We start from the raw sequence: 13,272 nt of genomic DNA, 5'->3' as shown, positions 1-13,272 counted from the left end.
TCCATTCCCCTTTACCAGTATCTTTGCCATTGCGGATTTGCTAATCGGATCAAGGCTTCCAAGTAAAAATAGTCTCCCCATAAATTGGGTTCGTCGATTCCTTTCCCTTCCGCATGTGCATATACACCATGTAATAACAGCCCTTCATTCTCAGGAAGATGTTTCGCTGAGTAATGCTCTCCTAACTGATAGACCATTCCTTTAGCGAGCATTTCAGCTTCTGGAAAAGCTGCCAATTTCTCTGCTTCCATAAGTCCGCAGGCTGCAATTGCCAGTGACGAGCTATCTCTATCAGATGGATGCTGATCGGTAAAATCAAAGTCCCAATAAGGAATTAAATCTTCTGGTAAATGGGCCAAAAATACATCAACGATTTGTGCATAGTTTTCTGGAAAAGGCACCGAATGAAGATAACTCTCATTCAAAGGAATCCCTAATACCGCCCAGCTCTGTCCACGCGCCCAAATCGAAGAATCGCTATGTCCCTGATGCGTCGCACCATGGCTTGGCTGTCCTGTTTCAGGATCAAAATAATACGTATGGAAGGTCGTTGCATCCGCTTTGATCACTGTTTTCATCAATGTCTGATAATGTTTTTCAGCCACCTCAGAATAATGTGTATCACCTGAAATTTCTGTCGCTTCAAATAAAAGAGGTAAGTTGATCAAAGAATCGATGATCAAGCGGTATTCTTTAGGATCACCATATTGTCCCCATGCCTGAATAAATTCACCCTGCTCTTGAAACCTTGCCAGCAGAACTTCTGCCGCTTGCAACACTTCCTGTTTACACTGATCGTTTCCCGTGATCTTAAATCCTGCTCCGGCGGATAGACTATACAAAAAACCGATATCATGATGATCCAATACGAAATGATCATCCAAGCGCTTTTGAAAACTCTGGATATTTTCCATTGCCAACGCTAAAAATTTATCTTTCTTCGTCCATTCATATGCTAACCACAGCATGCCTGTCCAAAAGCCATTCGTCCAGTCGTCATTTGCTTTGATTCGATACTGACCATTTGTCGCACATGCTGATGGAAACTGTGTACCGAAGCGCTGCATATTCTTTTCGATTTGCGAGACACACCAGTCGATTTGCTCGTTTAGCCACGTTTCTGTTACATTTCCCCCTAATTCGACCAGTCTTTTTTTATTTTCCTGAAGACTCATTATACAACTCTCCTTAACTTGTTAACATATTAACTAAAATCATTATAACGTAAAAGAAAATAAAATGCGACCTTTCTTCCTGAAATAATCGAAAAAGAATGAGGTTGAGACAGAAGTGTCTAATCCCGAGAAATAAGAAAGAATCCACGAAAATTGTTTTTCAAATTTTTGTGAATTCTAGCTTATTTCCGACCTTCAAAGCTTAGGGCTTTAGCCCTTAGCATTTGATGAGATCGGAGTGCAACGTAGTGGGATTGCTTCTGCTCTCACCGTTTATCCGGATTCCAGGTGTCTGGGATTTGACTCACAGAGTTTTGTCCCAGACCCTAAATCTGAATAGGCAGCGAGAAAAAAGCAACTCCTTCTTATTTTTCGGAGCTGAACACTTTTATCCCTTATTTCTCCCGAAAACTTCGATTTGTGTCAACGCAGGAAATGGAGAAGCATCTTCTGCTTTTTTCAATTGTTTAAATACCAGCCTGCTAGTTTCCTTCACTGGAAAATGAATCTCTTGAAATTCAACTGCATTCGTTGTTTTTACGATCCTCTCTTCACCATCAGAAAATGCTAGTGTGACTTCTGTCCAATAGCTATCATGAGGGTAATCGGCCCGAAACAACAAACGAACCCAATCAATTTCTACCATTCGTCCAAAATCGATGGTCAGTGCAGCATCAGTCTGTTGATTGATGCCCCAAGAAGCAAACGGATATGACCCATGAGACAAGTTTCCAAATTTGCCATCGATCGCATTTTTAGCAAAAAATACGGCATCGTCTCTGGTTTCTACATTGGCATGTGCATGTGGATAAGCACCTGAAAATTCTTTTTGATCATGAGAATTGAACGTCAAATTTTGGTAGGCTTCTATCTCAAAGGCATGCGCTTGTCGTACCATGATATGATGACGTGTTGAGCGAAAAGCAGTTTCTACAGATGCTTTCCTTGCAGATTCTTCTAGCGGAATGATATATTCCCACGTTTTTTGTGGTAAATAAAGGATCGAAGGTGCTAGTGTTTCATCTAATTGTGCTACAAAATAAGGATGATCTCCGACCACTGTTACAGTGATTTTATCCCCAGCTTCATAAGAATAATTTTTGATAGCCAATACGGCAAGCTCTTTCCCTTCTGCAACGAATGGGTGCTCCTCCTTCTCATGATCGATACGACCAACGATCGTTTGATTCTGTTTATTTTTCAATTCAATTTTTATCATCTTTTTCTGTCCTTTCTTTCTCAGCAACGATCCCGCCAACTAAACAAATCAAACGATGATTGCCTGCTGGCAGCTCTTTTAGTAAGCATGGCAAACTAGTTCTCTGGAAAAACAATGAGGTATTGACTTCCGGTTGAATAATGGTCGCCTCATCGTATCCTGAAATAGCGATCATCCGTGATGTCAACTCCCCTTCTGAAACACTGCACCACGTTGAGTCGATAGTTCCATTGGGTTTACGTCCAGACAAGGGAGCACTAAAACCGCCTTCTCGAATCTTCAAAGGAATCGTTGTTTCTATGTCATGGACACGCAGATGCCATTGTCCAAATGGGTAGATTTCTGTCTGGATCTGAACTTCTTCAAATGGCATCCACTCATAGGAAACGCAGTCTTCCGTCAATTGGTACGCTGTAACCTTCCCTTTCGTTCGAAAATACAAACCATCACGCGAAAGAGCCAAGGTATTATCAAACGCACCTTCCTCATAAGAAACGCCAGCTTTAGGTACACTAAAGCCGAATTTGGTTGAATAAACAAACTTACTATACTTTGCCTGTGCATGTGCCTGATTCTCGATCATCATCCCAGCAGGATAACCTAACAAATGATTTCCTGATGCCTCACGAACGAATAGCATATTGCCTTTTTCGATCACTCTTTTTTCTGTTCTCTGAATAGGCAGAGGATCTGCCGACCAAAATGGATGCTCTTCTTTCACTGCCAATAACAAAAAGGTCTTGAGTGCCCAGTATGGAGAACCAGGTGCATTGTAGCCTTCTGCCATCACCAAACTTTCATAATGATAGCCGATCGACAATCGTCCATCAAAGGTAAATATGTCATGATTCATCCAGCGTTTTAAATGCGTAGACAACAGCGTTTTCACTTTTCCCCAAGCAATCGCCTCTACATCTGCGAAAACTAACGCAGAGAAAAAAGCACCTTGTGCGAAACGGTACGTCTGACTTCTGCCATAAGGCAATGCTTCGCCCTCTTCATCGAAATAATAAATAAAATCCTGTGCAAATAACATTGCTCGTTCAATAAAACGTTCTGACCACTTCGGATCTTCTGATTTCATAAACGTAGCATAAATCAAGCCATAATAATGAAAAGCAAATGCTACATAATAATCCCGCTGTGTTGCTTTTCCATCTACATACCAGCCTTCACCAATGTACATAGAATCGATCAATTCCAGTTCCTGCTCTAACTGTTCTTTTTCTAGTACTTCTCCACAATGATAAAGCGCAAGGCGGATCAACACCTTGAAAAAAGTCCAGTTGTTTTTCGGGATCTTACGTGTCAAAGCCTGTGACAGCCATTCCACCACAGATTGTTGATTTTGTTCAGGTAGTTGCTCCCAGAAATATTCTTTATGCAGTAATAACGTCAAAGCTAAGGCTGCTGCTTCAACGATGTATTGATCATAATCTTCTATGTCTTCCCAATAGTCTGCGTTCTTCGGATCAGTTCCTTTTATCAATTTAGCGACATAAGCGTCTCTTAGTTCATCATCCTGACAAGTAGTCCAGTACGGGGCGACTCCCCACAAAGGACGCACAAGCGCTTCCATTTCCGTTCGTTTTCGATCATAGACAGCACCACTGCTCCCTAAGTTCACTCCTGGCTGATCATTCTCTAGTATGATCGCTCTTAACGGCTGCATGATTTTTTCTAAAGCTTCCTGATAATCCTGCCGAGTCAAAAAAGGATTTTCACTCAAAATTCCCACGGTGGCTCCTCCTTCATCAATTTATTGAACAGAATATCAAGCAAGTTCAGATTTTTCAAGCCTTATTTTCTTACTAGCAGACTCAAAAATGAGAAATTTATTTCACTAGTCTTTCACTTAACCTATTATGTTAAACCCTCAAGTTTACTAACCCTTTCAAACAGCTCTTTCATAAATTTAGTTACCTTCACATTCATGAGAAAAAAATGAGTTTTTCTAGCAAAAGCAGTATCCGATTTTCATAATTAAATTTTAGGAGTTATTTTACCTTTAGGGTTTAAAATAACGCTTTTCTTCAAACGTTATAGACATTCACATGAAAGGAGTGAAAGACTTCCAGCAATTTTTATGGTAAAATTTAGCTATCAAAAAACAAAGGAGCCTCCCATGGAAATCAAACTAGATGTGGCGATCACCCCAAAAAAGACAACGATAAAAATAAAGCCTACTCAAAGCACCCTTACTATTTTGCCTGTAACAAAAGCGAATATGAAACTCGCTCTATCAGAGCTTTATATGTTACTAAACGATCATACGATTATTTCGATCGGCCAATCCGAAGTTCCTGATACAATCGAAAAAACTGCATTTAATAAAATTATGCATCTCTCTGTCCCATGGGATGTTGAGCTAGATTACTTAGAACAATCACTCATCAATGAGGCAAAAAAATGTGGACATGACTTGATCCAAACTCAACAAACGGAAATTATGATTCCTAAGAATGCTCAAAAAACGACGACCGCATTCAAAGAAGAGCTTTTAGCTGTTCTAAAAACATTCGGCTATTCTTTCAGCCCAGCTCCAGAAACCAAAAATGACAAGCCAAAACCTGCTAAAGCGCGTCATAAGTGGACGAAAGAAGTCAGCCAAATCGAATTTACTGTCGATACCCGAGAGAGCACAGCGACCGTTTTCTGGCAAAAACGGAATGAAATGTTGCTAAAAGCTGGGGCTACACTGATGGCCACAGCCCCTTTAAACAAGGATGGTTCCCTAGGATTTTCTGCAAAAATGGGGCAACGCATTCGTGAAGATCACGTTGATAAGATCAAAAATAATGTGACTACCGAAGATATCGTCTTAAAAAGCGTTAATGAAGTTGGGCTATTTCTTTATTTCGGCGGCACTAACAGCTGGCTGGAGTTGACTGATAAAGATGGAAAAACGATCAATGAATGGACTGTTATTGATTAAGTAAAATAGAGGTCAAAAAAACTGAGCGCAAGAACGCTCAGCTTTTTGACCTCTATTTTTATGGTTCTTTTTCAACACGTACATCGTCAACTTGGAAGCCTCTTCTGCCAGTATCCTTTCCATAAAAACCGACCCGTAATTTACCATCTGTCACTTTAACCGTGTAATTGATTTTTTCATATTTATTGGTAGCCGGAATCGTGATACTATTTTTTTGACTTGTTTCGACTTCCATCATGCTCTTGGTCATCGCCTGAGACAATTTGACCATAGCCGTCACTGTATAGTAACCATTCTCCAAGCCGGTAATATCTTGATAAACACGACTTTCATATGTTGAGTTACTATAAAACCAAAGCTTTTTACCACTCAATGCATCATACGTATCCACACCAAAGCTGTTTGGCGTTCCCTCTGTCTTCCAGTCCTGCAAATCTAACTCAAAAGAACTGTTTTTCAAATAATTTTTAGCTGGTAAAACGCCGCCCTTCGTTAATTCCACATCATCAACGACTAGTCCGCCGGCGCCTCGATCAGAAGATTGATAGCGGAAAGCAATTCTCACTTGATGATTTTTCACTTCAATGACCTGCGTGATTTTTTCGTAATCTTGATTAACAGGAATTGATTTTATGACTGTCTCATCCGCTGTTACTTCCATTTGAGTAGTACCTACTGCTGTAGTTCTTTTCACCATTGCTTTAACAGTATATATCCCATTGTCTAAATCTTTTACATCTTGATAAACCGTGCGATCAAAGGTACCACTCTGATAGATCCATAGTTTTTGACCACTATATGCTTCATACGTATCAACACCATAATTTCCTGTACCCATTCCTCGCCAAGGGCTATCGTCTGCTTCAAAGCCGCCATCCTTCACATAATTTTTAGGAGGCAATGTGCCGCCTTTCAACAATTGGACGTTGTCGACAACTAAACCACCTGCCGCCTTTTCAGAAAGCTTGTAGCGGAAAGCAATTTTTAATTGACCATTTTTTACTTCAACCATTTGTGTTAATTCTTTATACTCTTGGCTTACACCAATTGGTTTCACGATTGTTTCTTCTCCAGAAGTTGTTGTTTCAAGTCTTGCTGTTCCTGCTGGTGTAGTTCTTTTAACCATCGCTTTGATCGTGTAGATGCCATCATCAAGACCTGACAGCTCTTGATAGACCGTTCGATCAAAGGCATTATCACTATATAACCATAGTTTTTGACCGCTATACGCTTCATACGTGTCAACACCGGAATTACCGCTTCCTGTTGCTTTCCACTTTGTTTCATCTGCTTCAAAATCACCATCTTCAAGATAATTTTCAGCAGGCTTTGTTCCACCTTGAACAAGTTCAACATTATCGATCACTAAGCCACTTTCACCGCTTGAAGACTTATAGCCGAAACTAATAGAGAGCTCACCATTTTTCACTTCAACTACTCGACTGATCTTTTTGTACTCATTACTAACTGCGATCGGTTCAACTACTGATTTTCCAGCTGTTGTCAGTACCATTCTTGCTGTTCCTGCTGGTGTAGTTCTTTTAGCCATTGCATTAATCGTATAAATTCCGTCTGCAAGACCTGTAACTTTTTGTGTTACGGTTCTTTCTAGCTTGTTGTTATTATATAACCAAAGTTTTCCTCTTCCAGCATATGGCTGATTGCCGTCTACACCATAATCTGTTGTATTATCACCGCTCCAATAATTCATTCCCTCTTCAAAATCACCATTTCTTAAGCTATTTTGAGCAGAGGTTTGAGTAGAAAAGTCGATGGTTTTCAATTTGAAAAGATAATCAAAACTATTTTTATTAGGATGGATCACTTTGATAAATACATCATGGACACCAGATGCAGCTTCATTGTATAGTTTACTGTCAGTCCATGAATTTTCTTTTCTGATCGCACCTTTACCGATGATTTTACCGTCTAATGCATCTAATCGAACCTCTACTTGAACATTTCCAGAAATATTCGGGTCATAGCTCTGTGTGTTGAAGTGGATCTCACCAAGATTTTGATCAAAATCAACATTTTTAAATGATACCCAGTCTCCATTACTGATGCCGTCTAAGTAAAACTGACCGCTTCCAGCTTCTTTTTCATTGACGATTTTGTTTGATTCATCGAAGCTTTGAGCAGAAACAACTCCTGCCAAAATTTTTTGCTCTTCTCCGTGAATTCTCTTGTAGATATTATTTGTTGAAACCGATATTCCTTTTGCAGTTGGATGTAAACGATCATTTAAATAGTAGCCTGTGTCCGGTAATCCTTCAGAGATCGTATAGTTATCGATGATACTTACATCCAGATCCGCTTCTCTGGCTGCCCGAATAACATCCGGCAGCATATATTGAAAATTATTCTTTAAACCTGTTCCCATATACGATGGTAAACAAACATAGAGAACAGCATCTTGATTCAAGGCTTTATATTCTTTGATAAAAGAAACATACTCGTCCTTAAACCGCGCATGCATGCCTTGATTCCACCAATATTTATCCCAGCTGTCATTACTGCCGAGTTGAATCACTGCCACGTCAAATGCAGTTGCCCGACTATCTGTATACTCTTTTTTGTTTTTGTACGACATAACATCTCCACTTGAAAGTGTCGCACCAGAATGTCCAAAATTAGACACCTCATACCGTTCTCCTAAACGGTTGTTTAGCTGCGCTGGATAGGCTTGTGCACGATTTAAGCCAGCACCTTCCGTTAAACTATCACCGATCGCTGAAATTTTTACCTTACTGCTTTTGCTATAAACATGGATGATTCCTTTGACTGGTTGATTTTCAGCCGTTCTTCCCGTCACTTCATACTTTCCTGCTGAGCTAAACAGCCCATTTGGAAGAGCGTCCCATGTAACAGCGATTTCGCCATAGTCTCTATCGTCATTACTAGAGAAAAATACTTCCCCAGGTAACGTAATCGGTATTCCTTCCACCGTAATTAAATTTGTCGTAGGAATATACTTACCTGAATCTGCATGTACAGCTATGTCAGCAAAAAACACACTGACTATACACAACAACACTCCCCAAACGACTCTCTTTACAGTCATTTTTACTTGTTTCTTCCCCATTTGTTCTTATCCCTCCTTACTTTAGTTAAAAACTGACACATCGATCCTACTGCATTACTTTTTCGATACACAAGATACGAGCGATGAGTCCAGCTTTTTATTCAGTTTAACTTAGTAGAAATGAACAAAATGCTTTTTTGACACAAACAATCTGCGTATAAACGTGAATGCTTCACAAAAGAGGAAAATATGACGCTTACGTTTATTGAACGTCTCAAAACAAATGAAGAAAAAAAGCAGCCGCTCACTCAAAGCTAAGTCAATATCATCTCAGCTTCATTTTTCAGCTTACTTTTTTAGAGAAAAGAACGTACTAATTTTCTTTTACGGGAAGAAACGGGAAACTCCATTTGATTGACCATTTGGACAAATGAACCATCCTTAGCTGTCACTGAGATTTTATCCGAATTGATAATATATCCTCTATGACAACGAATAAAGGTTTTGGGAAGCTTCATTTCAAGCTCTGCCAAAGTTGTTTTTTTCAGCATTTTCATCTGTTTTTCAGTATACAAATAAATTTTATGTCCAGCCGCTTCAAACGCAATGATCTCTTCAAGAAAAAAGGTGCCCATACCGTATCCTAAATCAACTTCTAATGTCTCCTTGATCTTTATTGCATTGATTGTCGCTAAACGCTGCTCTACTGCTTTCAAGCTATCATTTATTTTAGTTTGAAGTTGATCGACACCACTTTTGATAATAAAATCGAACGCATTGACTTTATATTGAAACGTCAAAAAAGACATTTCTATATGTGATGTAATGTAAATTAGAAAACCTAACGGATCAATTTGCCTGATTTTTAACCCTAGATCCAAGCCATTCATCTCACTAACTTTCGCAAAATTTAAATCGAGTAAATAGATATTGATTTCATCATCTATCTGGATTTCTTGAAATAGCTTCTCAGGAGAAGTACTCGTTGCACTAATATGCATATTCCATTTAGAAAATGAACAAAAATAATCAACGTAACGTGTGATTTGTTTCAATTGTCCCTCATGATCATCACAAATATAGACTCGTACCATTTCAATCTCTCCTATCCTGAATAACTGTCAATACTTGAGAAACACACGATCCCTCTTGTGAAAAATCAAAAGATAATCCTGCATCTTTTTCAACGATTTCCCGAACGATCTCTAATCCCAAGCCGCGCCCTTCTCCTTTAGAAGAAAAGCTTCGTTCCTTCATTTTGAGAACAAGATCTTCCCCGATGGTGTTGTTAGTCACATGAAAAACAACTGTTCCCTGTGTCATATTGATCAACGCGATCTGAACGTATGGCTCCTCACATTCAAACGCACCTTCTAGCGCATTATCGATCATGATGCCGAAGATTCTTGCTAAATCAAGCGTATTCACCTGATCAACTACAATCGTTTCTTTGATTTCAATACTGATTTTTATTTTTCTTTCATGCGCCCGCATCAACTTACTGATCAAAAGTCCAGCAATCTCAACATTTTTAATATTTTTCAGATTAGAAACTTGAATAAGACTTGGTGTTACGTTTTCAAATTCGCTCATCACTTTTTGATAATAGGATTTTAGTGCTTCAATTTTCATTGGTTCATTGTAAATAAAACCACCAAACCCGAGCAAAATATTCGAATAATCATGCTGGATTTTCCGTAAGTCCATATTGAATGTTTCAACATAATCAATATAAAAATATAGATCTTTTCTAATAATCTCTTGTTCTAAAAGCTTCTTTTTTGATTTTTCTTCATTGATCAATAATCTAAGGAGAAATAACAATGGCAATAAAATAATAACGAGATAAACAATCGCTAAATAAGCGAATCCAAAAACATCCTCGTATATAAAGACTGCTTCCGGCATTATTTTTACCATTAAAGCTTTCATCGGGAAATGGTCATATAGAACAATTCGCAGTTGACCATCAATTAAACCGGAAATCATGATAAAGATTCCTATAGTAGCAGTAAATACTAAAAAATAAAGAGCCAACAGCAGTAGCACTTTTTTGATTAGAGGCTGCAGTTCCAGATCGACTTTTATTTTGCTTAGGGCAGTAGAAAATAGCAGGGAACTTAGCAGTCCGATATCTAAAACAGCTACAAACTTTGAACCAAAATGTGCAATCACAACAAGGAACAGAAACTGTATCACGTATAGCCAAATGTGCAAAAATAATGTCAGAACGATTAAAAAAAACTGAACGCCCATATCTCTTTCTAGAACACTAAAATTATAAATAGAAAAAAATAGAAATAAGCATAAAAAAACAGCATATCCGATCACAATTTGGCTGTTATAATACTGTTTTGTGAATAAAGAAAAAAGAAAAAAAAGGATCCCAACGGCTCCACTTATAAAAAATAAGAGCCTTGATGTCATTCTATCTTTCATAAATAGCTTCACTGGTATCAAGTAAATGAGCAACAATAAAATTATTTTTTCAATATAAAAAAGAAGTGATGTCCAACCAAATACATTTTCAATATGTGTATAAAACACGTACATATCCTCCAAAAACAAATTAATATGATTTTACCCTGATTCAATAAAGAAGACTTGCATTAATTATACACATAAAAGAAAATAAATGTACGGTTTTTTTTACTAAAAGATTTTTATCTCTTTCCTTGACCGCGTTGTTACCACACGATATATAATGGAAACAACCGAGGAGGAGGCTAGCTATGAAGAAATTAACAACTGGAGAACTTGCCGAACTATTTACTATCTCGAAATATAAAATCAGACATTATATTGATAAGCAGTTACTGACACCTGAACGAAATCAAGAAAATGGCTATTATCTTTTTGACGAAGCCGATATTTACAAATTGTATCAAATTATCGTACTTAGAAATATTGGTTATTCACTATCTTCAATAAAACAAGTTTTCGCCGGTTCATCTATTTTGGATTCTCTCAAGAATGCTGAGTTACAGCTACAACAACAAATCGATGAGCTAACTGCTATCAAAAAAACCGTACAAGATATTATTCAAGCCCAGATTACTTATAAGTTAGATGAGCTTATCTTTCTGAAAAAAACAACACGTTACTTTAAGAAAGCGCCCGTTGAAATCCTGACTGGAAATGAAATCGACTTACTTAAAGCAACTAAGGCAGGCTTCACTTCATTGGATAATGTGTCTTATATTTCTTCCGGCCAATCCATGATTCCTAGTTTCGAAGGGACAAAAGCAGAACATGATTACTTATTTTCTAAGGGTACGTACGGATGTAAAAGTTTTATTGTCCATGATGAATCAACGCTTGAAAGAGAAATCGATCGCTTTTTAGCTGATCCACTTTTAAACATCACAGCTACCCCCTCTGAATTGCTGATTTACGAGAATGTCCTATGTGCCTTAGCTTATAATGATGTGACTGTTTATACTCTTGAGGTGAAATTATGAACATCGTGATAAAGAAAGCGAAAGACTATCCTTTAGAACGACTGATTGAAAAAGTCACTGAACTGATCTACCAAGGATTTGAAACAAAATTTACTGCAACATTGTTCTCCAAAGAACAAGCAAAAAAAATTACTGCTCTCTTAAGTTATTTTCTTTGCACAACAAAAGAAAATAAGTTGCTGATCGCTGAATCAAATCAGGAAATATGCGGCTGTCTCTTTTTAACAGAACAAGAAGATACCTATTACTATTTAAAACACTTGATGAAGGGGAAATTTACTTTACTAGACCGATTAAAAATTTCTTTACTGCTTACACTTCTCTCCTATAAACCTAAAAAAGGAGAATTATATATCGATTTTATTTCTATTTTGCCCCGTTATAGAAATCAAAAAGTTGGTCACCTGCTACTATCACATTGTCAAAAAATAGCTAAACATCAACAAAAGTATTTAAGTTTATACGTTGCAAAAAACAATACACCGGCCCTTGTGCTTTACCAAAACAAGGGGTTCTTTTCTATCAAAAAAACAACTAGTATACTTAGTCAGCTCATTGTCAAAAATAAACAATGGTATTTTATGGAATGGAGGAATCATCATGAAAATCGTCACGACCGAAACAATTACTAATACAACTATCCTTGATGTAAAAGGAACAGTATTTAGCGAACAGGTTATCTCAGTAAATATTGTAAAAGATGCATTAAGCGGCATTAGAGGTCTGTTCGGTGGAAAATCTTCAGCATATTCAAATGAATATGCTGAAGCTCGTAAGACTGCGCTAACAGAATTAAAAAATAAAAGCTCCTCATTGGATGCCAATGCAATTCTTTCTTTGAAGGTCAATTATGAACAATTTATCAACTCCGATATTTTATTGATCATTGTTACAGCTTACGGTACAGCTGTAACGATCGAGTCAATATACTAACCTCCTGATTTTTGTTGCAAAAGAAACAAAAAGCTCCTATACTAAAGAAAAAGTATAAAGGAGTTCGCATGGATAATAGACAACAATTGATGAGTGAACTGATGGATCTCTGTAATGAAATCATCTGGCTCAATAAGCCAGAATTAGAGTCTGCTTTAGCTGGCTATACCTTAAATGAAATCGAATTGATCGAACATATTGCTCTTATTCCTGAAGCGAATGTCACAAAACTTGCGGCGGCGAGCTACATGACTCGTGGTGCTATCAGTAAATTGACCAAAAAATTGCTCGCTAAAAATATCATTCAACGCTATCAAAACGAAGATAATAAAAAGGAAATCTATTTTGAACTAACAAAAAAGGGGCAAGAGATCAATACGATTCATCAGCAATTGCATGAAGCATTTTTGATACGTGATCAGGATGTTTTCGCACATATGACGAAAGAAGAATTTGATACGATTTTCAGATTCATCGGTCGATATAGACATCATCTAAAAAATATCACTAAATAAGTGGTATTT

Annotated in this window: 11 protein-coding genes; 5 read left to right on the top strand and 6 right to left on the bottom strand. The window is 37.7% G+C overall.

The window, feature by feature from the left end; genetic code table 11:
* Positions 1-11: 11 nt before the first annotated feature.
* The 3 genes from IGI58_RS08555 to IGI58_RS08545 form a co-directional block, all read right to left on the bottom strand.
* A complete protein-coding gene (locus IGI58_RS08555; RefSeq protein WP_429953791.1) occupies positions 12-1,175 on the bottom strand; it encodes a glycoside hydrolase family 88 protein in 1,164 nt (387 codons plus the stop codon).
* 388 nt (positions 1,176-1,563) lie between these two features.
* A complete protein-coding gene (locus tag IGI58_RS08550; RefSeq protein WP_429953792.1) occupies positions 1,564-2,394 on the bottom strand; it encodes a hypothetical protein in 831 nt (276 codons plus the stop codon).
* Positions 2,381-4,132 carry a DUF2264 domain-containing protein gene (locus tag IGI58_RS08545; RefSeq protein ID WP_429953793.1) on the bottom strand — a complete coding sequence of 584 codons (1,752 nt, stop codon included), beginning with the start codon at positions 4,130-4,132 and terminating at the stop codon, positions 2,381-2,383. The genes IGI58_RS08550 and IGI58_RS08545 overlap by 14 nt, the downstream gene beginning before the upstream one ends.
* 387 nt (positions 4,133-4,519) lie before the next feature.
* Between IGI58_RS08545 and IGI58_RS08540 the strand changes: the two genes are divergently transcribed.
* Positions 4,520-5,329 (top strand): hypothetical protein, encoded by an 810-nt coding sequence (locus IGI58_RS08540; RefSeq protein ID WP_429953794.1) that lies wholly within the window; start codon positions 4,520-4,522, stop codon positions 5,327-5,329.
* Between the two features lie 58 nt (positions 5,330-5,387).
* Here the strand turns inward: IGI58_RS08540 and IGI58_RS08535 are convergent, their stop codons facing one another.
* From IGI58_RS08535 to IGI58_RS08525, 3 genes are all read right to left on the bottom strand, one after another.
* Positions 5,388-8,414 (bottom strand): GDSL-type esterase/lipase family protein, encoded by a 3,027-nt coding sequence (locus IGI58_RS08535; protein WP_429953795.1) that lies wholly within the window; start codon positions 8,412-8,414, stop codon positions 5,388-5,390.
* Positions 8,415-8,710: 296 nt separating this feature from the next.
* Positions 8,711-9,448 (bottom strand): LytR/AlgR family response regulator transcription factor, encoded by a 738-nt coding sequence (locus IGI58_RS08530; RefSeq protein WP_429953796.1) that lies wholly within the window; start codon positions 9,446-9,448, stop codon positions 8,711-8,713.
* Position 9,449: 1 nt separating this feature from the next.
* On the bottom strand, positions 9,450-10,901 hold the full coding sequence (locus IGI58_RS08525; protein ID WP_429953797.1) for a sensor histidine kinase: 1,452 nt from the start codon (positions 10,899-10,901) through the stop codon (positions 9,450-9,452).
* A 185-nt stretch (positions 10,902-11,086) separates the two neighbouring features.
* Between IGI58_RS08525 and IGI58_RS08520 the strand changes: the two genes are divergently transcribed.
* The 4 genes from IGI58_RS08520 to IGI58_RS08505 all read left to right on the top strand — a co-directional run bounded on the left by IGI58_RS08520 (position 11,087) and on the right by IGI58_RS08505 (position 13,263).
* Positions 11,087-11,815, top strand: coding sequence for a MerR family transcriptional regulator (locus IGI58_RS08520; protein WP_429953798.1), 729 nt, complete (start codon positions 11,087-11,089; stop codon positions 11,813-11,815).
* Positions 11,812-12,447 carry a GNAT family N-acetyltransferase gene (locus tag IGI58_RS08515; protein ID WP_429953799.1) on the top strand — a complete coding sequence of 212 codons (636 nt, stop codon included), beginning with the start codon at positions 11,812-11,814 and terminating at the stop codon, positions 12,445-12,447. The genes IGI58_RS08520 and IGI58_RS08515 overlap by 4 nt, the downstream gene beginning before the upstream one ends.
* On the top strand, positions 12,416-12,748 hold the full coding sequence (locus IGI58_RS08510) for a YbjQ family protein (RefSeq protein WP_429953800.1): 333 nt from the start codon (positions 12,416-12,418) through the stop codon (positions 12,746-12,748). Before IGI58_RS08515 ends, IGI58_RS08510 begins: the two co-directional genes overlap by 32 nt.
* A 68-nt stretch (positions 12,749-12,816) precedes the next feature.
* Positions 12,817-13,263: a MarR family transcriptional regulator gene (locus IGI58_RS08505; RefSeq protein WP_087640518.1), complete on the top strand. Its 447-nt coding sequence runs from the start codon at positions 12,817-12,819 to the stop codon at positions 13,261-13,263.
* The last annotated feature ends 9 nt before the right edge of the window (positions 13,264-13,272 follow it).

The sequence above is a fragment of the Enterococcus sp. AZ020 genome, from assembly GCF_050499205.1.
GTDB lineage: Bacteria > Bacillota > Bacilli > Lactobacillales > Enterococcaceae > Enterococcus_L > Enterococcus_L dunnyi.
Note: the sequence above shows the minus strand (reverse complement) of the source record. Positions and strands in the feature narration are given on the sequence as shown.